The following is a 22,982-nucleotide window of genomic DNA, read 5'->3' as shown; positions in this document are numbered from 1 at the left end:
ATCCCAAGACGCTCTGACCAATTATGATTGACTTCGGCGATCGAACGTGATCGTTTTGTAGCGAAACAGATTGCTCATGCAAGCACGAATTGGTAGAGGATGACTATGGATACCATGACCGCTTCCCGCCCGGCTGCGATACCTTTTGCCGTCCCCACCAGCCGCTGGGACGATTCGCTGGCCGCCTCGCTTTCGCCCGAACAGCTGCTGCTCTACCGCTCCAACCTGCTCGGCTCGGACCTCACCGTCACCAACTTCGGCGGGGGCAATACTTCGGCCAAGCTGACGGAAGTGGATCCGCTGACCGGCGGCGAGGTGGAAGTGCTGTGGGTCAAGGGTTCGGGCGGCGACATCGGTTCGATGAAGCTCGACGGTTTCGCCACGCTCTACCAGGAAAAGCTGCTCGGCCTCGAGGCGCACTACGCCGGGCCTGAAGACGACGACAAGATGGTGGGCTACCTGCCGCACTGCACGTTCAACCTCAACGGCCGCGCCGCCTCGATCGATACCCCGCTGCACTCGCTGTTGCCCTTCGCCCATGTCGACCACGTCCACCCCGACGCGATCATCGCGCTCGCGGCCAGTTCGGGCGGCGAAGCAGCGACGCAGGCGATCTGGGGCGGCAAGATCGGCTGGCTCGGCTGGAAGCGCCCGGGCTATACGCTGGGCGTGCAGCTGCGCGATTTCGTGGCCGCGAACCCCGGTGTCGAGGGCGTCATGCTGGCGGGCCACGGGATCATCTGCTGGGCCGATACGGCGAAGTCCTGCTACGAGCACACCGTCGAGTTGATCGCCGACGCCGCCAAGTATCTCAACGCGAAACTCGCCGAAAAGCCCGCTTTCGGCGGCGAAGTCCACTCCTCCTCCTCGGACCGAACCGCCATTGCTGCCGACCTTATGCCGCGCCTGCGCAGTCAGATGACTGGGGCACGGCGTAAGGTCGGCCATTTTTCGGACGACGCCGAAGCGCTGGAATTCGTGAACTCGGCCGAGTTCGAGCGTCTGGCCGGGCTGGGCACGTCCTGCCCCGATCACTTCCTGCGCACCAAGATCGCTCCCCTGACCCTCGATCCCTCGCGCCTCCAGGACGATGCCTATCTGGCGCAGAAGGTCTCGGACTATCGCGACATGTATGCCGCCTATTACGAGCGCTGCAAGCGTCCGAATTCGCCCGCGATGCGTGATGCCAACCCGGTGGTCGTGCTGGTGCCGGGCGTGGGCCGCATCACCTTCGCCACCGATAAGACCACCGCGCGCCTTGCAGGGGAATTCTACGGCAACGCCATCAATGTGATGCGCGGCGCGGAAGCCATCGGCGACTACATCGCACTCGACGAGCAGGAAGCGTTCGACATCGAATACTGGCTGCTTGAGGAAGCCAAGCTCCAGCGCATGCCTGCGCCGAAGCCGCTGGTCGGCCGCGTGGCGCTCGTCACCGGCGGTGCGGGCGGCATCGGTGCCGCCACCGCCGCGCGCCTGATGGCGGACGGCGCCTGCGTGCTGCTGGCCGATCGCGACGCCGATGCCGTCGAGGAAGTACGCGCCGGTTTCGCCAAGCAGTTCGGCAAGGACGTGGTCCGCGCCGCCGTCTGCGACGTGACCGACGAAGCGCAAGTCTCCGAAGCCTTCGCCACGGCCGCGCGGGAGTTCGGCGGGCTCGACATCCTCGTCGCCAATGCCGGCATCGCTTCATCGGCCCCGATCGAGGAAACCACGATCGAACTGTGGAACCGCAATTACGATGTGCTGGCGCAGGGTTACTTCCTCACCAGCCGCGCCGCCTGGCCGCTGCTGAAGGGCATGAAAGAGCAGGGCGGTACCTCGGTCGTCTTCATCGGATCGAAGAACGGCGTGGCTGCCGCCACCAATGCCTCGGCCTATGCTTCGGCCAAGGCGGCGGCGAACCACCTTGCGCGCTGCTTGGCGCTGGAAGGCGCGCCGCACGGCATCCGCGTCAACGTCGTCAACCCCGATGCCGTCATCAAGGGCAGCAAGATCTGGGACGGCGACTGGCGCAAGGAGCGCGCGGGCGCCCATGGCATCGACACCGGCAAGGAACTGGAAGAGCACTACCGCCAGCGCTCCATGCTGAAGCGCGACGTCCTGCCTTCGGACATTGCCGAGGCGGTCTATTTCCTGGCCGGCGACCAGTCGGCGAAATCCACCGGCAACATGATCAATGTCGATGCGGGTAACGCACAGGCGTTCACGCGCTAAGAGATATATGTCGGGGGAGGGCGCGAACCGGTGCGCTCCCCCGAACGGGCAAGAGGATAGAAGAATGAGCAGACTGCCGATTTCCGATGAGCTGATCGCCGAAGCCAATGCCCGCGCCGCGGATGCGCTGGAGGACGAATACGCCTCGCTCGGCCGCAAGCTGGAGCGTTCGGGTATCGCCATCGACGCGATCAAGGACAAGGTCGCCGCCTTCTCGGTCGCCGTCCCTTCGTGGGGCGCGGGCCGGGGCGGCACCCGTTTCGCCAAGTTCCCCATCGCGGGCGAGCCGACCACCATCCACGAGAAGCTGGAAGACTGCGCCGTCATCAACCAGCTTTCGCGCCTGACGCCGCGCGTCTCGCCGCACTTCCCCTGGGACAAGGTGAGCGACTACAAGGCCCTGCGCGAAGAGGCCGCCAGCCTCGGCCTGGGCTTCGATGCGGTGAACTCCAACACCTTCCAGGACCAGAAGGACCAGGCACACACTTACGCCACCGGCTCGCTCTCCTCGACCATCGAGGCGACGCGCCAGCAGGCTGTCGAGCACAACATCGAATGCATCGAGATCGGCCGGCAGCTCGGCTCCACCGACCTCACTGTATGGGTAGGTGACGGCACCAACTTCCCCGGCCAGCAGGATCTTGGCCGCAGCCTCGACCGCTATCTTGATGCCGCTGCGCAGGTCTATGCCGCGCTGCCGGATGACTGGCGCATGCTGCTCGAACACAAGATGTTTGAACCGGCGTTCTATTCCACCGTGATCAGCGACTGGGGTTCCTCGATCCTCGCCGCGCAGGAACTCGGCCCCAAGGCCAAGTGCCTCGTCGATCTCGGCCACCATGCGCCCAACGTGAACATCGAGCAGATCGTCGCCCGCCTCCACCGCTTCGGCAAGCTGGGCGGCTTCCACTTCAACGACAGCAAGTACGGCGACGACGATCTCGATTCGGGTTCGATCAATCCGCACCAGCTGTTCCTGGTGTTCAACGAACTGGTCGAGGCCGAACTGGCCCCGCGAGACGGCTTCAAGCCCAGCTACATGATCGACCAGTCGCACAACGTGACCGATCCGATCGAATCCATGCTGTCTTCCGCCGAAGCCATCGGATCCTGCTATGCCAAGGCGCTGCTGGTGGACCGCGAGGCGCTGCATCTTTCGCAGGAAGCCAACGACACGATGATGGCCTTCCAGGCCCTGCGCCGGGCCTACAATGTCGATGTCAGCCCGATCCTCGCCAAGGCGCGCGTGGAAGCGGGCGGTGCGGCAGACGTGCTGGCCGTCTACCGCGAAAGCCGCTGGCGCGACCGCAAGGCCCAGGAACGCAAGGCCGTCGGCCTCGGCGCCGGGATCGTCTGATCCTTTTCGATACCTGAACTGCCGCCGGGAAGGGCAAAAGCCCTCCCGGCATCGCCTGCCGCCAAAACCATTCGGTTTCGGTGACCGGCGCAAGAAGACAAGACCATAACCATTGGATCCGGGAGGGACTATGCCGATCCTTACGCTGCGTACTCTGCTGTGCGTCGCCACCGCACTCGTTGCCGTTCCCGCTATCGCGCAGGAGCAGGCGCCTGCCTCCACCGCTGATAGCGCCACCGCCCCGCTCGAAGAACAGTTCAGGGATCCGCCCAATTCCGCGCGCCCGCGCGTCTGGTGGCACTGGATGAACGGCAACATTTCCAAGGACGGCATCGCCAAGGACATGGCCTGGATGAAGCGCGTCGGCATCGGCGGGCTCCAGAACTTCGATGCCAATCTCCAGACGCCGCAAGTGGTGGACAAGCGCCTCGTCTACATGACGCCCGAGTGGAAGGACGCCTTCCGCTTCGCCGCGCATGAGGCCGACCGGCAGGGGCTGGAACTGGCCATTGCCGCCTCGCCCGGCTGGTCCGAAACCGGCGGCCCCTGGGTTAAGCCGCAGGACGGGCTGAAGAAGCTGGTCTGGTCGGAAACCACGCTAGCCGGCGGGCAGCGCCTGAGCGGAAAGCTGGCTGCCCCGCCCTGGACCACTGGACCTTACCAGACGCTCGGCGCGCCGCTGTCCATCGAGGAAATGATCTCCGGTCACCCGGCTCCTCCCGGACCTTCGCATTACGGCGAGGTCGGCGTCTTCGCCTTCCCCGAGCAGGTGGAGCCCGCTCGGGCGCCCGCCCGCGCGGTCGATGGCCTTGGCAATGTGCTGTCCCTTGGCAAGCTCTCGGACGGCGACCTGGGCGAGGGCGTGACGCTGGCGCGCAAGCAAGGCGAGGCCCCCAGCTTGCGGCTCGACTATGCGAAACCCGCCAGGGTCGCCTCCGCAACGGTCTTCGTGCCCGGCGTCGTGGTGCCCTTCGCCGGTGCTGCCTTCACCGCCGTGCTGGAATCGAGTGCGGACGGCAAGGTCTGGACGCAGATCGCTCCGCTGACGCTGGGCGCGGTGCCGACCACCGTCAGCTTCCCCGCCGTTACCGCCGCGCATTTCCGGCTGGTGCTCAATTCGCGTAAGCCCGATGGCGGGCTCGGCGCGCCGGTACCGGGCATCGTCATGGATGGTCTGTTCGACGGTGTCGGCGCCGCGATGGCGAAGAAGCCGCTGATCGTCGGCACTTTCGCGCTCGATCCAGGCGCTAAAGTCGATCGCTTCGAAAGCAAGGCCGGCTTCGTCATGAGCCGCGACTACTACGCGCTGGAGGAGCCGAAGGATGGCGCCACCGGCATCGCGCCTGCCAGCGTCATCGACCTGACCGGCAAGCTCAGGGCCGACGGCACGCTCGACTGGCAGGCCCCGGCGCTCTCCAAGGGGCAGCGCTGGCGGGTGCTGCGCATGGGCTATTCGCTGCTGGGCACCACCAACCACCCCGCGCCGCCGGAAGCGACCGGGCTTGAGGTGGACAAGTTCGATGGCGACGCGGTGCGCCGCTACCTCGACCACTATATCGGTATGTACAAGGAAGCTGCCGGACCGGACATGGTCGGCCAGCGCGGCGTGCGCGCCTTGCTGACCGACTCGATCGAGGTGGGCGAGGCGAACTGGACGCCCCGGATGCTGGAGCAGTTCCAGCGCCTGCGCGGCTACGATGCGCGGCCCTGGCTACCCGCGCTCACCGGCGTGCTGGTCGGCACCCGGGCGGAGACGGACAAGTTCCTCTACGACTACCGCCGCACCTTGGCCGACCTGCTGGCGAGCGAGCACTACGGCACGGTCGCGAAGGTCGCGCATGAGAACGGCCTCAAGGTCTATGGCGAGGCGCTTGAAGACAAGCGACCGATGCTGGGCGACGACATGTCCATGCGCAGCCACACGGACATACCGATGGCCGCCATGTGGACCTTCCGCGAGGAAGGCCCGCGCCAGACGCTGATCGCCGACATGAAGGGCGCGGCCTCGGTCGCGCATCTCTATGGGCAGAACCTTGTCGCGGCGGAATCGATGACCGCCTCGATGTCGCCCTGGGCTTTCGCGCCCAAGGACTTGAAGCGCTTCATCGACATGGAGTTCGTGAGCGGCGTCAACCGGCCCGTGGTCCATACCTCGGTCCATGTGCCGGTGGACGACAAGAAGCCGGGCCTCTCGCTCTTCATCTTCGGCCAGTATTTCAACCGGATGGAAAGCTGGGGCGAGATGGCAAAGCCCTGGGTGGACTATATCTCGCGCTCGTCGCTGCTGCTCCAGGCGGGGCGGAACGTGGCGGACGTGGCCTATTTCTACGGCGAGGAAGCGCCCCTGACCGGGCTCTATGGCGACAAGCCGGTGGCCGATGCGCCGGTATCGCACGCCTACGATTTCCTCAGCTACGACGCCCTGACCGGCCTGCTCTCCAACGACGGCAACGAGGTCGCCGCGCCCAGCGGTGCGCGGTACCGGGCGATCTATCTCGGCGGCTCCTCGCAGCGCATGACGCTGGGGGCGCTGAAGAAGCTGGCGGCGCTGGTCGAAGGTGGCGCGACAGTGATCGGCGAGGCGCCGGTGTCGACGCCCAGTATGATGGGGGGGATGATGGCAGGGCAGACCGGCGAATGGTCTGCTCTGGTCGTGAAGCTCTGGCCGGGCAGCGGTGACGCAGTGGTCGGAAAGGGCCGGGTGATCGCGGGCAAGGACGTGGAGGGCGCGCTGAAGGCCATGGGCGTCGCTCCCGACTTCACCTTCACCGCCGCGGCAGCAGGCGCGAAGATTCCCTTCGTCCACCGCCGCGATGGGCAGGGTGAAATCTACTACCTCTCCAACCCGCAAGGTCCGCAGAGCATCGAGGCGCGCTTCCGCGTCACCGGCAAGGTGCCTGAACTCTGGCACCCCGAAACCGGAACCAGCGAGCCGGTAAGCTACCGCATCGAGAACGGCCAGACCATCGTGCCGCTCTCGTTGGTCGAAGGCGATGCGGTCTTCGTGGTGTTCCGCAAGGCGGCCACGAAGCAGAACCTGGCACTGCCGACCAAGCCGGTACAGACGCTGGCCTCGCTCGACGAAGGCTGGACAGTGAAGTTCCAGGCCGACCGAGGCGCCCCCGCGTCGATCGAGATGGCGAAACTGGCCCCGCTCGAACGCAACGCGGATGCGGGCGTGAAATACTTCTCCGGCGAGGCGACCTATTCGCGCAGCTTCACTCTGCCAAAGGGGGCGAGGGCCGGGCAGCCGCTCTGGCTCGATCTCGGGCAGGTGGGCGATCTGGCGGAAGTCACGGTGAACGGAAAGCCGGTCGGTGCAGCGTGGCATGCGCCTTATCGGATCGACATCGGCAAGGCCGTGAAGAGCGGCGCCAATACCATCGAGGTGAAAGTGGCGAACTTGTGGGTCAATCGCCTGGTGGGCGATGCCCAGATTCAGCCGAATTCGGGAGTGCAGAAGATCACCTGGACGGCTATGCCGACCTACCGGGCGGATGCGCCGCTTCGGCCTTCGGGGCTGATCGGGCCGGTTGTTTTGGCGAAGTAAGAAGAGGAAGTCCTGGGGGATGATCCCCCAGACCCTCGGAATGTCGAGCTTGCGCGCGGATTGAGGTTTTGCGCTCCCTGCGGCGCAGCCATTAGTCTCCCGACGCAGCCGGGGGCGCAGGACGGATAGGCTGGGCGTGACCTATACAGTATCGGGGATGCAGGGGGGCTATGTTCCCCTGCTTTTCCTTCTTCTAGTCCCCATGCGCATGGGTGGATTTGTCCAGATGCGGCCGGTGCCCCGTCATCCGCAGGTAGAACCGCGAGAAATACGAAGGGTCCGAAAAGCCCAGTTCGTTCGAAACCTGCACGACGCTGGCATTGGCGAAGCAGAGCAGCCGCTGCGCTTCCAGCGCCAGCCGGGCGTGGAGCAGTTCCTGCGGCGAGCAGTCCAGCCGGGCGCGGCACAGGCGGGTGAGGGTGCGTGCGGTCATGCCCAGCCGCTCGGCATACCAGCTTACCGGCAACTGGTCGCGAAAGTGCAGTTCGACCAGATGGCGCAAGTGCGAGATACGCTGGTCGCCGCTGCCTTCGTCCGCCGTTTCCTCCTCCGGCAGCAGTGAACGCAGCAGCGCCTCCGCCATGGACAGGAACAGCGCGTTCGGGCGCCGCCAGTCCTGCGGGATGGCGAGCATCTCGGCGCAGAGAAATTCGACCCGCTCCAGTAATTCCATCGGCGTCGGCGCGAAGCGGCCATGGGTGGCGGCATGGAGCAATGGGTCGCCCAACCCGCTGCGCCGTTCCGCGAAGCCGCTGCTGAGCATCAGCACGTAGCCCAGGGTCTCCGGCCGGAAGCGGAAGCCGTGAATGCTGCCGGCCGGAACCACGATGTGACAGGGCGCTTCGAGCGTTTCGGTGGTATCGTCGATGGTGAGCGTCACCTGTCCCTTCGATACCAGCATGACCTGCACGCCCCGGACATGGCGATGCGGTGCGATTTCCCAGTCATGCAAGGAACTTCGCGCGGCGATCGTCTCGATATGCCCGAATTCCGCAGAGCTGTCGGGAATATCCTCGCCGTAGAGGACATAGGACGGGACGGGGCGGGCAAGCATGAGGCGTGTCTCGAAAGTACCTGAAGAATGGCCTTCCGGTGCATTCCGCCAGACCGCGCGCAGTGTCAATCCCGATGGCGAAGCGAGGCTCCCCCGACAAGTCGGCCACAAGGTCGAAGTGCGAGCCCGCAGGTTGGAATTGGGAGAATGCGAAAATGCGCACGCAAGTAGCCATCATCGGTGCCGGTCCGGCCGGTCTCCTCCTCGGGCACCTGCTGCGGGCCGAGGGTATCGAATGTGTCGTCGTCGAGCGCCAGACCGGCGATTACGTTCTTTCGCGCATCCGTGCCGGCGTGCTGGAGCAGGGCACCGTCGCGCTGATGGAGCGCCTCGGGCTCGATGCCCGCATGAAGGAAGAGGGCCTGCCGCACGACGGCTTCAACCTGGCCGATGGCGAGCGTCTGATCCGCATCGACATCAAGGCGCTGACCGGCAAGCAGGTCATGGTCTACGGCCAGACCGAGCTCACGCGCGACCTGATGGAAGCCAGCGAGGAACGCGGGCTTGAGGTGATCTACCAGGCGAGCGATGTCGCCCTCCACGACATCGAAAGCGACGCACCTTACCTTACCTACCACAAGGACGGCGCCGAACACCGCATCGACGCCCGCTTCATCGTCGGCTGCGACGGTTTCCACGGCCCTTCGCGTGCAGCGATCCCGGCCAGCGTCGGCCAGACCTTCGAGCGCGTCTATCCCTTCGGCTGGCTGGGCATCCTGGCCGACGTGCCGCCCTGCAACCACGAACTGATCTATGCCCACCACGAACGCGGCTTCGCGCTCGCCTCGCAGCGCAGCCACACGCGCAGCCGCTACTACATCGACGTGCCGCTGACCGAGAAGCTGGAAGACTGGAGCGACGACCGCATCTGGGACGAACTCTCGATCCGCCTCGGGCCCGATGCCGCCGCCCATATCACGCGCGGCCCCTCCATCGAGAAGTCGATCGCACCGCTGCGCTCCTTCGTGTTCGAGCCGATGCGCCACGGCAGCCTGCTGCTCTGCGGCGACGCGGCGCACATCGTGCCGCCGACCGGCGCGAAGGGCCTGAACCTCGCTGCCAGCGACGTCTACTATGCGCACGAAGCGCTCGCCGCCTTCTTCAAGAAGGCCGACAACGACGCCATTCCCGCCTATTCGACAAAGGCCCTGCGCCGCGTCTGGGCCGCGGAGCGCTTCAGCTGGTCGCTGACCAAGCTGATGCACCGTTTCCCGGAAGACGGTCCGTTCGAGCGCCGGATGCAGCTTGCGGAGCTGGACTACATCGCGTCGAGTGAACATGCGCGGCGGGTCATCGCAGAGAACTATGTGGGGTTGCCGGTTTAAGGAGTCCTGGGGGATGATCCCCCAGACCCTCGGAATGTCGACTTTGCGCGCGGCCCATCGGCAGTGCGCTCCCTGCGGCGCAGCCATTATGTCTCCCGATGCAATCGTGGGCGCGTAACGGGTAGGTAGCACCTGACCTGGACAGTAACGGGGTGCAGGGGCGATGGCCCCTGCGTTTCTCTTTTCTTTCTTTCCGACAACCCTTCACCTCCCCGCGCGTTTCGGCTCCGTTCGAGCGAGATGCACGGGAGGGGATGAGGGGACATGGATGGCAACCGGCGCTCGGCATGGGATGCCGCCCTCGACGGAAGCAAGGAGGGGTTTTTCGCCTCTCGGGCAAGAACTTGGGGTCTTCGCATGCGCAGCACGATTGCCTCTGCGCGCTTTGCTGCTATCGCAGCCCTTGTGCGAAATCCTATTGTCCTCCTCCGCGCACGCGGCCCCTTCGTGCTGGCGTCAGCCACCGGGCTCACTCTTGCGCTGGCCGGGTGTGCCACGTCCAGGGCGCCCGAGGCTCCCGCCAACCTGATGATCGCGCCGCCGGTGGCAGCGCCGCAGGACGGAGACTGGTGGAAGACGGCCGGCGATCCGCTGCTGGCCAATCTCGTGGAGCGCGGGCTTGCGGCGGACAACGATCTGGCTTGCCGTGCCGCGCGGCTGCATCAGCAGGAGGAAACCGATGCCTCCGCTTCGCGGGGGATCACGGGCAAAGTCCGCGCGCTGGTCGGCCGGGACGAGGCGCCGGAACGCGACGCCGCGCGCATGGCCTGGGCCTATGCCTATGCGCAGGCCCGCGCCGATCGCGCGACCGAGGTGGCGCTGGCCTATGTGCAGGTGCGCCGTCTCCAGCAGATCCTCGTTCTGCGGACCGAGCGGCTGGACCAGTTTCGCGACAATGCGGTGATCGCCGAGTTCCGCCGTCAGGCCGGGCTGGTAACCGCCATCGATGGCGGTTTGGGCAACAGCATGGCGGGTGTCGTCGACGCTGACGTTTCCGCCACGCGCGCCCGCTTCGATGCCGCGCGTGGCAATCTCGCCGCGCTGACGGGGATGACCGATACCGACCTGCTGACGGCGCTGGGCGAAAAGGCGGAAGTTCCAGCCGTTTCGCCCGATGCGCAGATCGCCACCGCTGCTGACGCCCCGCTCCATCGCGCCGATCTGCTGGCCCTGCGCAGCCGGCTGGAATCCAGCCTGGCGCACCAGAAGGTAACGCAGGAACAGCTCGACGCCGCCCGCGCCACGCCCGAGGATCCGGCAACCGCCCCCGCCTTGCGCGATGCCTTGCAGAAGCTGGCCAAGGCCGAACAGGGCGCGCAGGCGGAAATCGCCTCGACACGCCAGTCGCTTGCCACTTTCGATGCCCGCGAGGCTGCGATCGAGGCAACGGCGACACAGGCCAAGCGTGCGGTGGCCGATGCGCGCGCCGCCTACAAGGCGGGCTTCGGGGATTTCGCCACGCTCTATGTCGCGGAAGCGGCGGCGCTGGCTGCGGACGAGGCTCGCGTGAACCTGAAGGCGGACCGCACGGCAGCGCTCGTTCGCCTGCGCAAGCAGGAGGGCGCGGGCTGGTCCTCCGCCGATCTCGATCCGCCGATGGGGGCTGCTACCTGTGACTGAACCGGAATCGGGCGCGCTCGATACTTTCCTCGGGTCCGGACGGCGGCGTGGGCGAAGTCACCTGCTGAGCCTGCTGCTGCTGGCGGTGGCGGCGGTGGCGGCGGTCCTGCTGCTGGTGCGGTTCGTGAGCGGCACGGATTCCCCCTACTACACGGCCCTTGTCGAACGCGGAGACGTTACCCCTCTCATTTCCGAGCGCGGCACGGTTCACGGCAGCGGCGAGGTGGTGCTTGCGGCGGCGCTTGACGGCACGGTGTCGGCAGAGGGCGTTCCTGCCGGCGGTCGGGTGGAGGAAGGCCAGGTTCTGGCCACGATCGATGCGGAGCCGCTGCGCAGCACCCTTGCCGCCGATCGGTCGCTGGTTTCCGCCGCCGAGGCCGACGTCGCCGCCGCCCAGGCATCGCGTGATGAGGCCGCCGCGCGGCTCGGCCGGTTCGAGGATGTCTGGCGCCGTTCCGGGCACCGGGTTCCGGCGATCAACGAACTGGAATCCGCCCGCAGCGCCGTCGATCGCGCCACGCGGGAGGTTTCCGCCGCGCAGGCCCGCCTTTCCGCCGCCCGCAGCAGTCTGAAGGCCGACAGCGAAACACTGGCGGCAGCCGTGGTCCGCGCACCCTTCGCGGGCTTCGTGGTCGATCGCAACATTCGCAACGGCCAGCGGGTGCGGGCGGGCATGCGCCTGTTCACCCTTGCGGCCAGCGACGAGACGCTGGAGGTCGAAGTACCCCTCGCTAAGGCGGGCAATGCCGAAATCGGCGCCGGCACCGTCGCCCGCATAAGGCTGGACGCAATGCCGGACGATGTTCAGCAGGCAACGCTCGCGCGTGTGCTGGTGGACCGGGCAGATGCGCCGGGCTCTCGCCGGGCGGCGTTCACTCTGGAAAACCCGGCCGAAACGGTCCGGCCCGGCATGGCCGCCACGGTCGAGATCGTGCTGCCGCCGCGCAAGGGCGTGATGCTGGTCCCCGATGCCGCTCTCACTTTTGAGCCGGAAAACTCGGCTGATCGCAGCAGGGCGCGCATCTACCTCGTTTCCCCGGACGGCGAGCCGCGCCGGGTCTATGTCTCCATCGGCGCGGGCGACGGCAAGCGCACCGAAGTCGTGGCCAACGATTTGAAGCCCGGCGACGAAGTCATCATCGGCTGGCGTACCCCGCCTGCCAGATGATCGTCTCTCCATAGAAGGACCGTTGTTACGCAGGAACGAAACTTTGGTTTCGTCCATGCGTATTGACCGCATGAACCAGAAGAACATGAGGGGCTCCAGCCCAGAAGCGCGGCAAGAGGCCGATTTGTTCCCCGCCCAGGGAACGTTCGCCCGCCGCCAGTTTGCCGGTATTCTGGCTTTGATGGCCGGCGTTGCGGCCTTTCCGCGCCTGGCGGAGGCAGCCGTGCAGCCGAAATTTGCAGCGGCGAGGCCGTTCTCCTGGGACAGTCTGGTTCAACAGGCCCGCGCGCTGGCCGCCAGCCCCTGGGCCGCGCCCGGTGTCTCTCCCCGCGCCGTGGCCGACTTCGATGCCGTGGGCAAGTTGACTTACGGGCAGGCACAGGCGCTGGGCGGCAATGTCCGCCTGTTCCCGGCCGCAAAGGGAACATCGCCTCACGCCGTCAAGCTTCACCTCGTGGAGAACGGCAGCGCGCGTGAGCTTCTCGACGCGCGGGGGCTGTTCGTGGGCGGCAAGGCGGCGGACCCGGCGGGCTTCCGGGTGATGACCGCCGACCAGCGATCCGACTGGATGGCTTATCTCGGAGCATCCTATTTCCGGGCATCCGGCTCGCGCGACCAGTACGGGCTTTCGGCAAGAGGCATCGCGGTGGACACCGCGCTGCCCAAGGCGGAGGAGTTCCCCTCCTTCACCGAGTTCTGGATCGAGAACCTGGGCGCGGATCACGTCCGCATCCACGCCCTGCTCGACGGACCCAGCCTGACCGGAGCCTATGCCTTCGATTGCCGCAAGACGGCATCCGGCGCGGGGGCCGGGGTGACGCAGGACGTGCGCGCCGCGCTGTTCTTCCGCCGCGACATCGAACGCCTGGGCGCCGCGCCGATCACCAGCATGTTCTGGTACGACCAGTCGGATTCCGCCAAGCGCGGCGACTGGCGCCCCGAAATTCACGATTCGGACGGGCTTGCCCTCTGGTCCGGAAGCGGTGAGCGGATCTGGGTGCCTCTTACCAACCCTTCGGTGAACCGTACCAATGCATTGCGCGCGGATCATGTGAAGGGCTTCGGGCTGCTCCAGCGCGATCAGGCCTTCGATCATTACCAGGATGATGGCGCCTATTACGACCGCCGCCCCTCGCTATGGGTCGAGCCGCAGGGAGACTGGGGCGCGGGCACGGTGATGCTCTATCGCATGCCCACGGATGCGGAGACGCAGGACAACATCGCCGCCTTCTGGGTCTCCGATCAGCCGGCGAAGGCAGGGCAAAACCGCGAGTTTTCCTATCGCCTGAACTGGACTTCGCAGGATCCCACGGTTGGCACCACGGCGCGCTGTGTCGACAGCTGGCAGGGGCGGGCAGGCCGTCCGGGGGATACACCCGGTGCGCAGGACGCGCGCAAGTTCGTGTTCGATTTCGAAGGCCCCACGCTCAAGGGCCTGACACGCGACAGCGGCGTAACCGCAGCCACCAACCTGCCGCCCAAGGCCCTGCTGCATGCCGCCGCCTATCCGGTGGCGGGACAGGAGGGCCGCTGGCGCGTGACGCTGGACGTGCTGCCATCGGCTGTCCCTGCTCCGGAATTCAGGCTATATCTGAAGCGCACAAGCAAGTCGGGGGGCGAGCAGGCGCTCAGTGAGACGGTAATCCAGGGAGTTCAGCCATGAACCGCGCCCTCAACCCGCTTCCGGCGGAAGCGCCGCTGGCGATGCCGATCCAGGATCTGGACGGCATCGCGCCCGGCACGATCGCCGTCGCCACCAGCCCGCATGGCATGCTGGTGAAACGCCTGCTGCTGATCGCGCTGACGGCCACGATCGGCCTGGCCGCCTCCAGCGAAGTGCGCTTTGCCCTGTCGCGCGACGGCCTCGGCGTGATCGACGTGATCCTGCTGCTGTTCTTCGTGCCGCTGTTCTGCTGGATTTCCTTCGGCTTCGTGACGTCGATGATAGGCTTTCTCCAGCTCATCAGCGGCAAGCATCCCGGCTTTACCGCGATCCCCAGCCCGGCCTCTTCGCTGCGCCATCGCACGGCGGTGCTCATGCCGGTCTACAACGAGAGCGTGGAAGCGACGTTCGGCCGCGTGCGCGCCATGACCAACTCGATCGCGGCGTCAGGCGCGGCCGAGTGGATCGACTTCTTCGTGCTTAGCGATTCCAACGCCTTCCACGGCAAGCGCGAGGAAGCAGCCTGGCGCGAGATCGCAGTAGAGGCGCCGATCAACGTCTATTACCGCCGCCGCGAGAAGAACATCGCGCGCAAGCCCGGCAATATCGCGGAATGGGTCCAGCGCTTCGGCGGGGCCTACGAGAACATGCTGATCCTCGACGCGGATTCGCTGATGAGCGGCGACGCCATCGTCGGCATGGCGGCGATCATGGAGGAGCGCCCCTCGATCGGCCTGCTCCAGACCGTGCCGATGATCATCAATGCCCACACGGTGTTCCAGCGCTGGATGCGCTTCGCCAGTGACGCCTACGGGCCGATCGCCTCGGCGGGCCTGCTCTGGTGGTCGGGTGCGGAATCGAACTTCTGGGGGCACAACGCGATCGTGCGCACCCGAGCCTTCGCGGAGGCCTGCGGGCTTCCCGAGCTTCCGGGCAAGCCGCCGTTCGGCGGGCACATCCTCAGCCACGACATGCTCGAATCCGCGCTGCTCCGCCGCCGGGGCTGGGCCGTCCACATGGTCATGATCGACGGCAGCTACGAGGAATTCCCGCCCACCATCGTCGACCACGCGATCCGCGACCGGCGCTGGATGCAAGGCAATCTCCAGCACTTGCGCCTGCTCGACGCCTCGGGCCTGCACTGGGCAAGCCGCCTGCACCTGCTGATCGGTGCCTCGGCCTATCTGACCTCGCCGGGCTGGCTGCTGCTGCTGCTGACCTCGATCGCGCAGGCTGCGGCTAGCAAGGGTGGGCAGCTGCTGGGCGTGGTGACGCCGCCGAGCGTGCTCTGGCTCACGGTGCTGCTGCTGTTCGGCCCCAAGGCGATGGGCACGATCTGGGTTCTGGCCGACGGCAAGCGCCGCCGCAGCTTCGGCGGGTTTGGCGGCGTCCTGCGCTCCGTCGCGCTGGAAGTGCCGCTGGCGATCCTGCTCGCGCCGGTGACGATGGTCATGCAGGTCAAGGCGCTCGTCGGTCTGGCGCTGGGCATCCCCGTCCATTGGAACACCCAGGACCGCGACGCGCGCCGCATTTCGGTGCGCGAGGTGCTGCCGGACCTCAAGGAGCATATCGCGCTCGGTCTGCTTTTCGCTGCCACGGTGTTCATCGATCCGATAACCGCGCTCTGGCTGTCGCCGCTGACTTTGGGCCTGCTCGCTTCGCCCTGGCTCATCAGCCTGACGTCGAGCCAGCAGATCGGCGATCGCGCGGAGCGGCTCGGCTACTTCCGCGTGCCCGCGCCGACGATCGACGATCCGGTGGAGCATGCCAACGACGATGTAGAAGAAGACGGCACGCCGCCGCTGGTGATCGGGTAGGGCGGCCGACGTCGTAGAAGATGGCGCAGAAGATAATGCAGAAGATAGCGTAGAGGAGAACGTCGTCCCGGACCTGATCCGGGACCGCTGGCAATTCTTTAGGCGCTAGCTTTCAGAAACGCGCCCCGCCGAGGATTGGGCGTGGCAAGGCCAGCGGTCCCGGATCAAGTCCGGGACGACGAAACACACCCCTCGAATTACAACCCTCGGTTCACATCGCTTACGCCTGAGCACTAGCCTTGGCCAACCGCATCGGAAGCTGCGCCCGCAAGTGCGCCACCAGCGCGCCCACTTTGGGCGAAAGATGTCGTCGCTGCGGATAGACCGCCCAGATCGGCTCCTCCTCCGGTGCCAACGCGGCCAATACCGGTTCAAGCCGTCCGGCGGAGACGTGGTCGCCCAGATAGAACGCCGGCAACTGGCAGATGCCCATGTCGGATAGCGCCGCTTCCAGCAGGGCGTTGCCGCTGTTGCACCGCCAGCGGCCCTGCGGGCGAAAGCTTCGGCCGCCTCGGAAATGCCACTGCGCCGCCGAACCTGTGAGGCATTCGTGGCGCGACAGTTCCGCTATATCGGACGGTCTTCCCCGCGCATCCAGGTAGGCGGGAGAGGCCAGCGTCACCAGTGCCCGGCTGGCGACACGCGTCGCCACCAGCCTTGAATCCTCCAGATGGCCCGTGCGGATGGCGAGATCGTATCCTTCGGCGATGAGGTCCACGAGCGAATTGTCGAGGTCCAGCGTTACCGAGATCGCCGGAAACGCCTGCGACAGTTCGCGGACCAGCGGCGCCACGAACTTCTCGCCCAGCGCGTAGGAGCAGGTGACTCGCAAGTGCCCGCGCGGCTCGCCTTGAGAAGTGATCGCGGCGATGGCCTCGTCGCGCTCTTCGATCAGGCGGCGGCAGGTTTCCAGGAATATCTGCCCGGTTTCCGTCAGCCGCAGCGTGCGCGTGGTGCGCAGCATCAGCTGGACCTGAAGCCGGGCTTCCAGTCGCGCCAGAGCTCGGCTCATATGCGTGACCGAGGCGCCATAGGCCTCCGCCGCCAGGGTGAAGCTGCCGTGGCGGGCCACCATCACGAATTCCTCGATACCATCCCACTGGCCCAGCATCATTGTCCCCGTACGGTGATAATCCTTTTCAGAACGAGCGCTTTATCACAGCACCGTCCGGTTTTACAAAGCGCGCAAGACATTCAAGGAGCATACCGATGAAGACCCGCGCCGCCGTCGCCTTCGAGGCCAAGAAGCCGCTAGAAATCGTCGAACTGGATCTGGAAGGCCCCAAGGCGGGCGAGGTTCTGGTCGAGATCATGGCGACCGGCATCTGCCACACCGATGCCTACACGCTGGACGGCTTCGACAGCGAGGGGATCTTCCCCAGCGTGCTCGGCCACGAAGGCGCGGGCATCGTGCGCGAAGTGGGTGCGGGCGTAACCTCGGTGGTGCCGGGCGATCACGTGATCCCGCTCTACACCCCGGAGTGCCGCCAGTGTAAGTCGTGCCTGTCGGGCAAGACCAACCTCTGCACCGCGATCCGCGCCACGCAGGGCAAGGGCCTGATGCCGGACGGCACCACGCGCTTTTCCTACAAGGGCCAGCCGATCTACCACTACATGGGTTGCTCGACCTTCTCGAACTTCACCGTGCTGCCGGAAATCGCCGTCGCCAAGATCCGTGAGGACGCGCCGTTCCAGTCCTCGTGCTACATCGGTTGCGGCGTCACCACCGGCGTCGGCGCCGTGATCAACACCGCCAAGGTGCAAGTGGGCGACAATGTCGTGGTCTTCGGTCTCGGCGGCATCGGCCTCAACGTGATCCAGGGCGCGCGCCTTGCCGGTGCCAACAAGATCATCGGCGTCGACATTAACCCCGACCGCGAGGAATGGGGCCGCCGCTTCGGTATGACGAACTTCCTCAACACCAAGGGCATGAGCCGCGAGGACGTGGTCGCCAAGATCGTGTTGATGACCGACGGCGGCGCGGACTACACTTTCGACGCGACCGGCAACACCGAAGTGATGCGCACCGCGCTGGAAGCCTGCCATCGCGGCTGGGGCACCTCGATCGTGATCGGCGTGGCCGAAGCGGGCAAGACCATCGAGACGCGCCCGTTCCAGCTCGTCACCGGCCGTAACTGGCGCGGCACCGCGTTCGGCGGCGCCAAGGGCCGTACCGACGTGCCCAAGATCGTCGACATGTACATGACCGGCAAGATCGAGATCGACCCCATGATCACCCACGTCATGGGCCTGGAAGAGATCAACACCGCCTTCGACCTGATGCACGAAGGCAAGTCGATCCGCTCGGTCGTCGTCTTCTGATGGAGACGGTTTCGACCAACAAGGCGTTCGGGGGCGTGCAGGGTGTCCATACTCACGCCTCCGCCGAGACGGGCACGGAGATGACCTTCTCGGTCTTCGTGCCCGAGCATGAAGCGGGCGCGAAGCTGCCGGTGCTGTGGTTCCTCTCGGGCCTCACCTGCACCCACGCCAACGTCACCGAAAAGGGCGAGTTCCGCCGCGCCTGCGCCGAGCACGGCGTGATCCTCGTCGCGCCCGACACTTCCCCCCGGGGCGACGATGTGCCGGACGACGAAGCCTACGACTTCGGCAAGGGCGCGGGTTTCTACGTCGATGCCACCGAGGCACCGTGGAAGGCGAACTTCCGCATGCGCTCCTACCTGGAGATCGAACTGCCCGCCGTGATCGCCGAGCATTTCCCCGCCGACATGGCGCGGCAGGGCATCACCGGCCATTCGATGGGCGGCCACGGTGCGCTGACGATGGCCCTTCGCGATCCCTCGCGGTTCCGCTCGGTCAGCGCCTTCGCGCCGATCGTCTCGCCTCTGAACTGCCCCTGGGGGGAGAAGGCGCTGACAGGCTATATCGGCACGGACAAGGCGGCATGGCGGGAATACGACGCCTGCGCGCTGATCCAGGATGGTGCGCGTCTGCCGGACCTGCTGGTGGATCAGGGTAAGGCGGACGGTTTCCTCGAAGGACAGCTCAAGACGCATCTGCTGGAAGAGGCCTGTGCCAAGGCTGGGCAGCCGGCGACGATCCGGATGCAGGATGGGTACGATCACTCGTACTACTTCATCTCGACGTTCATGGCCGAGCATATTGGATGGCACGCTGAGAGGCTGAAGTAAGAAGGGGAAGACCCGGGGGATGATCCCCCGGACCCTCGGAATGTCTACCTTGCGCGCGCAGACACGTCGTGCGCTCTTTGCGCCGCAGGCTTTATGATGTCTCCCGACGCAATCGGCGCGCCAACCGCGAGTGCGGGGCGCGCCGGGAAATTCGGGGGTGCAGGGGCGATGGCCCCTGCATTTTCCCTTAGACTTAAAGCTCTTCCGGCCAGTAAAGCCGCATCGGATTGGTCACGAGCAGCTTCTGCTGAAGCGCTTCCGTGGGCGCGATGCGGGGGATCATGTCGACGAGGTGGCCGTCGTCAGGAATGTTGTCCTGCATGTTCGGGTGCGGCCAGTCGGTGCCCCAGATCACGCGGTCCGGATAGTCCGCCACCAGCGGCGCAACGGCTTCGGCGAACTTGTCCCACGGATCGTTGGTAGGATCGAGACGGTCGGGGCAAGTGGCCTTGAACCAGATGTCCTCGCGCGAATCGAGCAGGGCGCGGAACGCCTTCATGTCCACGCCGTCCGGTCCCTGGGTCACGTCCGGGCGGCCCATGTGGTCGATGACGACCGGCACGGGAATCGCGTCGATGAAGGCGCGCATTTCGTCGAGGATGTCGGCTTCGAAGTAGATCACGACGTGCCAGCCCTCGGGCAGGCGACCGGCGACTTCGAGGAACTTGTCTTTCGGCGCATCGTCGACAAGGCGCTTGAGGAAGTTGAAGCGGATGCCGCGAATGCCGCCTTCATGCAGGGCCGCGAGGTCGGCGTCCGAGATCGCCGGATCGACCACCGCCACGCCGCGTGCCTTTCCGTCGGACTTGGCGATGGCATCGAGCGTCGCGGCATTGTCGGTGCCGTGGCAACTCGCCTGCACGATCACGTTACGGGCGAAGCCCAGGTGATCGCGCAAAGCGAAGAGCTTGTCCGGCCCGGCGTCCTCGGGGAGGTACTTGGCCTTGGCGCTGAACGGGAACTGCGCCATCGGGCCGAAGACGTGGCAATGCGCATCGACCGCGCCTGCGGGCGGGGTGTAGAGCGGCTTGCTCGGGGCCGCGTGCCACGAGGTGATCCGCTCAGACATACTTGAGGCCTTCCTTTTCGAGGCGCTCGCGCATCTTGTACATGTCGAGACCGAGCACGCCGGCAGCCAGCTTCTCGCGCTTTTCGCCTTCGTTGGCTTCGCGGGCCTGCGCGGCGGCGAGCACTTCGGCGGCCTTTTCGCGCGGCACCACGACCACGCCGTCATCGTCGGCCACGATCACGTCGCCGGGGTTCACGGCGGCATTGGCGCAGACGACCGGTACGTTCACCGAGCCGAGCGTGTTCTTGACGGTGCCCTGTGCGTAGATCGCCTTGGACCAGACGGGGAATTCCATCTCGGTCAGGTCGCGCACGTCGCGCACGCCGGCGTCGATGATCAGGCCCCGGCAGCCGCGCGCGATGGCGCTGGTGGCGAGGAGATCGCCGAAATAGCCGTCTTCGCAAGGGCTGGTCGGCGCCAGGAGAAGCACGTCGCCCTCCTTGAGCTGTTCGATGGCGACATGGACCATCCAGTTGTCGCCCGGAGCCGCGCTGATGGTCACGGCCGAACCGGCGATGCGGGCGCCGCGATAGATCGGGGTCATGTAGCTGGCGAGAAGGCCGGTGCGGCCCTGGGCTTCATGGACGGTTGCGACGCCGCACTTGGCGAGGCCGTCGATCACCGCGGGGTCGGCCCGCTCGATGTTCTGGACGACGATACCACTCATCACGTGCTCTCCTGTATTATCGGAATTTCAGGCCGTCATTCTAGGCCGGAAGCCGCAGGAAAGGCGAAGGGGATTGGCCCCGGCGCCGATTAGTTCTGGCTAATCGTGGTTTCTGCGGGTTCCATATCGGGCCCTTCCTTGTCGGGCACGTTGCGCATCCAGTCGGCCAGGCGGGCCATGGACTCGTCGATGGCGGCGCGCGCCTGTTCGTCCGCCACCGTTTCATCCAGGGCGCCGCGCATGCACAGCAGCCAGGCGTCGCGCGCGGCGGAGTCGATCGGCACGCGCATGTGGCGCTGGCGCATCCGGGGATGGCCACGCACCGGCGAGAACAGCGCCGGGCCGCCGAGCCATTCCGAAAGGTAGTCCTTCAGAACCTGGCCCAGCGGGGCGAGATCCTGCGGGTGCATGGCGCGAATGGTGCGGGCTTCGTCCAGCTGGTCCATGCGGGCGTAGAAGCTGTCGACCAGGGCGTCGATCGTCGCGGCGCCGCCGATGCGGTCATAGAGGCTGGTTTCGGTCATCGTGGCGGGGTCTTCGGGCATTGTGGTGGACTGCGCAAGGGCTATGGACAAGCGAGGATGGAGGGGTCGTCGTCCCGGACGTGATCCGGGACCGCTGGCCGTTCTTTAGGCGCAACCTAGCCGGTCAGCGCCCTGCCGAGGGTTGGGCCGTTCATGGCCAGCGGTCCCGGATCAAGTCCGGGACGACGAGGGTGTCGGGGATGACGGGGCGCTCTACCCCCCAGTGAGGCTATCCCCCAGGCCCACCTGCTTGCCGCGTGTGATATAGACCTTGTCGCCCAGCTTCGTCGTGGCGAAGAGCTTGGCGGCGAAGTTCACCGGCATGCCGACGCAGCCGTGGCTGGCATAGCCTAGCGCCACGTCCGAGCCGTGGAGAGTGATGCCGTCGTTGGTCAGCCGCTGCATGAAGGGCATCGGCGCGCCGGTGTAGATGTTGGAGACGTGGTCCTTGTCCTTCTGCGTGATCGGGAAGACGCCGAGCGGGGTGGGCTTGTCCTCGGTGCCGAGTAGGACGGCGGTGGCGCCGATCTCGTAGCCGCCCCTGAACACCGAGAGCACCCGCGCGTCGAGGTCCACGGTCACGACGATCGGACCGGCGGGGACTTGCGCATCGTCCCAGTGCCAGTCGCCGTACTTGATGGCGCCCTCGATCGGGAGGATGCGCTTGATGACGAAAGGCTCGTCCTTGGGCGGTGCCGCTGGCTTTGCAGTGGGAACCGGCGCCTTGGTCTGAGCTGGAGCGACCTGCGCGATCGGCGCGGCCGGCTTCGACGAAGACAGCGCAAAGACGCCGACGATCACGGCAATCGCAAGCGCACCGGAGGCGAGCAGGAGGCGGGCATTCACGGGAGAGGTGTCCTGTCGGTTAGGCGGCGTTTACAAGCCTGACATCGCGCATGGTCGCCGCGATGGCCAGAGCGCTCTGCGCGATGTCCCGCAAGGGGACTGGCGGATGGCAAAGATTAACGCTGGGGACTCGAAATTGCTTAGCGTAATGCACTCGTCATCCTGAACTTGGTTCAGGATGACGAGTGGAGGGAGAGAGGTCAGTCCTTGTCCCCATCCCCGTCCCGCACGGCAATGCCTTCGCGCAGGATGGAATTCGCCAGTTCGGCAAGGCTCTCGGGCGTCCCCTCGTTCGACCAGACGGCGTAGCGCAGGCCCAGGAACACGTTCATGCCCATGATCGCCCAGGCATGGGCCTCGCCCAATCCCTCGCGCAACTCGCCTTTGCGGGCGCCTTCCGCAAGGCGTTCGCGGATGCGGCGCGCGGTCGATTCGTAGTGGATGCGAAAGCTGGCCGGATCGACGAATTCGCACTCGTCGATGATGCGGTAAATTTCCTTGTGCTCGCGGGCGAAGCGCAGGAACGCGGCGAGTGCGGCCTGTTCGGTTTCCAGCGCGGGAAGGGGCTCGCGAAGAGCCTCGCGCGCGGCCTCGCGCACTTTGCCGCTGAGGTCGTCCACCAGCGCGCGGAAGATTTCGTCCTTGGAATCGAAGTAGGTGTAGAAGCTGCCGAGCGCGGTGCCGGCGCGCCGGGTGATCCCGGTGATCGAGGCCTCGTGGAAACCGTTCTCCCCGAATTCGATGGCGGCGGCGTCGAGCAGCTTGCGCAAGGTGCGCCGTCCGCGCTCCGTGCGCGGCACTTTAGCCGAAATCGCCGGTTCCTGCGGCTTTCCCTGATGAGGCGCGTCGTCTGTGGTCACAAAGTCACAGCTAGACCCAGATCGGTGCCGTGGCAAACCTTCAATATTGAAAGGTGGTTCATGTTTCGATAATTGAGGGGCAACACCAGAAGA

17 protein-coding genes are annotated in these 22,982 nt (G+C 66.0%); 10 read left to right on the top strand and 7 right to left on the bottom strand.

Going from position 1 to position 22,982, the window contains the following annotated elements; all coding sequences use genetic code 11:
• The first annotated feature begins 105 nt into the window (after positions 1-105).
• The 3 genes from ACI3K3_RS13610 to ACI3K3_RS13600 all read left to right on the top strand — a co-directional run bounded on the left by ACI3K3_RS13610 (position 106) and on the right by ACI3K3_RS13600 (position 7,124).
• On the top strand, positions 106-2,217 hold the full coding sequence (locus tag ACI3K3_RS13610) for a bifunctional rhamnulose-1-phosphate aldolase/short-chain dehydrogenase (RefSeq protein ID WP_404914517.1): 2,112 nt from the start codon (positions 106-108) through the stop codon (positions 2,215-2,217).
• A 64-nt stretch (positions 2,218-2,281) separates the two neighbouring features.
• The gene (rhaI, locus tag ACI3K3_RS13605) at positions 2,282-3,574 is read left to right on the top strand and encodes an L-rhamnose catabolism isomerase (protein ID WP_404914515.1); all 1,293 of its coding nucleotides are present in this window, start codon (positions 2,282-2,284) and stop codon (positions 3,572-3,574) included.
• Positions 3,575-3,704: 130 nt separating this feature from the next.
• Positions 3,705-7,124, top strand: coding sequence for a glycosyl hydrolase (locus ACI3K3_RS13600; RefSeq protein WP_404914513.1), 3,420 nt, complete (start codon positions 3,705-3,707; stop codon positions 7,122-7,124).
• A gap of 193 nt (positions 7,125-7,317) precedes the next feature.
• Here ACI3K3_RS13600 and ACI3K3_RS13595 read toward each other — a convergent pair whose 3' ends face one another.
• Complete coding sequence (locus ACI3K3_RS13595; protein WP_404914511.1) at positions 7,318-8,178, bottom strand: helix-turn-helix domain-containing protein; 861 nt, start codon at positions 8,176-8,178, stop codon at positions 7,318-7,320.
• 155 nt (positions 8,179-8,333) lie between these two features.
• On the opposite strand from ACI3K3_RS13595, the gene pobA reads away from it, so the two are divergent.
• From pobA to mdoH, 5 genes are all read left to right on the top strand, one after another.
• The gene (gene pobA / locus ACI3K3_RS13590) at positions 8,334-9,503 is read left to right on the top strand and encodes a 4-hydroxybenzoate 3-monooxygenase (protein ID WP_404914509.1); all 1,170 of its coding nucleotides are present in this window, start codon (positions 8,334-8,336) and stop codon (positions 9,501-9,503) included.
• A gap of 405 nt (positions 9,504-9,908) precedes the next feature.
• Positions 9,909-11,123, top strand: coding sequence for a TolC family protein (locus ACI3K3_RS13585; RefSeq protein WP_404914507.1), 1,215 nt, complete (start codon positions 9,909-9,911; stop codon positions 11,121-11,123).
• Positions 11,116-12,291 (top strand): efflux RND transporter periplasmic adaptor subunit, encoded by a 1,176-nt coding sequence (locus ACI3K3_RS13580; protein WP_404914505.1) that lies wholly within the window; start codon positions 11,116-11,118, stop codon positions 12,289-12,291. Before ACI3K3_RS13585 ends, ACI3K3_RS13580 begins: the two co-directional genes overlap by 8 nt.
• 55 nt (positions 12,292-12,346) lie before the next feature.
• Positions 12,347-13,954 carry a glucan biosynthesis protein gene (locus tag ACI3K3_RS13575; RefSeq protein WP_404914503.1) on the top strand — a complete coding sequence of 536 codons (1,608 nt, stop codon included), beginning with the start codon at positions 12,347-12,349 and terminating at the stop codon, positions 13,952-13,954.
• Positions 13,951-15,771, top strand: coding sequence for a glucans biosynthesis glucosyltransferase MdoH (mdoH, locus tag ACI3K3_RS13570; protein ID WP_404914501.1), 1,821 nt, complete (start codon positions 13,951-13,953; stop codon positions 15,769-15,771). The genes ACI3K3_RS13575 and mdoH overlap by 4 nt, the downstream gene beginning before the upstream one ends.
• Positions 15,772-15,991: 220 nt before the next feature.
• On the opposite strand, the gene ACI3K3_RS13565 is transcribed toward mdoH, so the two are convergent.
• Complete coding sequence (locus ACI3K3_RS13565; protein ID WP_404914499.1) at positions 15,992-16,885, bottom strand: LysR substrate-binding domain-containing protein; 894 nt, start codon at positions 16,883-16,885, stop codon at positions 15,992-15,994.
• Between the two features lie 95 nt (positions 16,886-16,980).
• Here ACI3K3_RS13565 and ACI3K3_RS13560 point away from each other — a divergent pair, with 95 nt between their 5' ends.
• Together ACI3K3_RS13560 and fghA are read left to right on the top strand one after the other, a co-directional pair.
• Positions 16,981-18,093: an S-(hydroxymethyl)glutathione dehydrogenase/class III alcohol dehydrogenase gene (locus tag ACI3K3_RS13560; RefSeq protein WP_404914497.1), complete on the top strand. Its 1,113-nt coding sequence runs from the start codon at positions 16,981-16,983 to the stop codon at positions 18,091-18,093.
• Positions 18,093-18,923, top strand: coding sequence for an S-formylglutathione hydrolase (gene fghA / locus ACI3K3_RS13555; protein WP_404914495.1), 831 nt, complete (start codon positions 18,093-18,095; stop codon positions 18,921-18,923). The genes ACI3K3_RS13560 and fghA overlap by 1 nt, the downstream gene beginning before the upstream one ends.
• Positions 18,924-19,116: 193 nt before the next feature.
• Here fghA and ACI3K3_RS13550 read toward each other — a convergent pair whose 3' ends face one another.
• From ACI3K3_RS13550 to ACI3K3_RS13530, 5 genes are all read right to left on the bottom strand, one after another.
• On the bottom strand, positions 19,117-19,992 hold the full coding sequence (locus tag ACI3K3_RS13550) for an amidohydrolase family protein (protein ID WP_404914493.1): 876 nt from the start codon (positions 19,990-19,992) through the stop codon (positions 19,117-19,119).
• On the bottom strand, positions 19,985-20,659 hold the full coding sequence (ligK, locus tag ACI3K3_RS13545; RefSeq protein WP_404914491.1) for a 4-carboxy-4-hydroxy-2-oxoadipate aldolase/oxaloacetate decarboxylase: 675 nt from the start codon (positions 20,657-20,659) through the stop codon (positions 19,985-19,987). Before ligK ends, ACI3K3_RS13550 begins: the two co-directional genes overlap by 8 nt.
• An 89-nt stretch (positions 20,660-20,748) precedes the next feature.
• Positions 20,749-21,204 (bottom strand): group II truncated hemoglobin, encoded by a 456-nt coding sequence (locus ACI3K3_RS13540; protein WP_404914489.1) that lies wholly within the window; start codon positions 21,202-21,204, stop codon positions 20,749-20,751.
• A 192-nt stretch (positions 21,205-21,396) separates the two neighbouring features.
• Positions 21,397-22,029 carry a L,D-transpeptidase family protein gene (locus tag ACI3K3_RS13535; protein ID WP_404914487.1) on the bottom strand — a complete coding sequence of 211 codons (633 nt, stop codon included), beginning with the start codon at positions 22,027-22,029 and terminating at the stop codon, positions 21,397-21,399.
• A 200-nt stretch (positions 22,030-22,229) separates the two neighbouring features.
• Positions 22,230-22,889 carry a TetR/AcrR family transcriptional regulator gene (locus ACI3K3_RS13530; RefSeq protein ID WP_404914485.1) on the bottom strand — a complete coding sequence of 220 codons (660 nt, stop codon included), beginning with the start codon at positions 22,887-22,889 and terminating at the stop codon, positions 22,230-22,232.
• Positions 22,890-22,982 lie beyond the last annotated feature (93 nt).

It is taken from the genome of Novosphingobium sp. ZW T3_23, from assembly GCF_044987305.1.
Lineage (GTDB): Bacteria > Pseudomonadota > Alphaproteobacteria > Sphingomonadales > Sphingomonadaceae > Novosphingobium.
The sequence above is the reverse complement of the archived record's forward strand: the minus strand, read 5'-3'. Positions and strand labels throughout refer to the sequence as shown.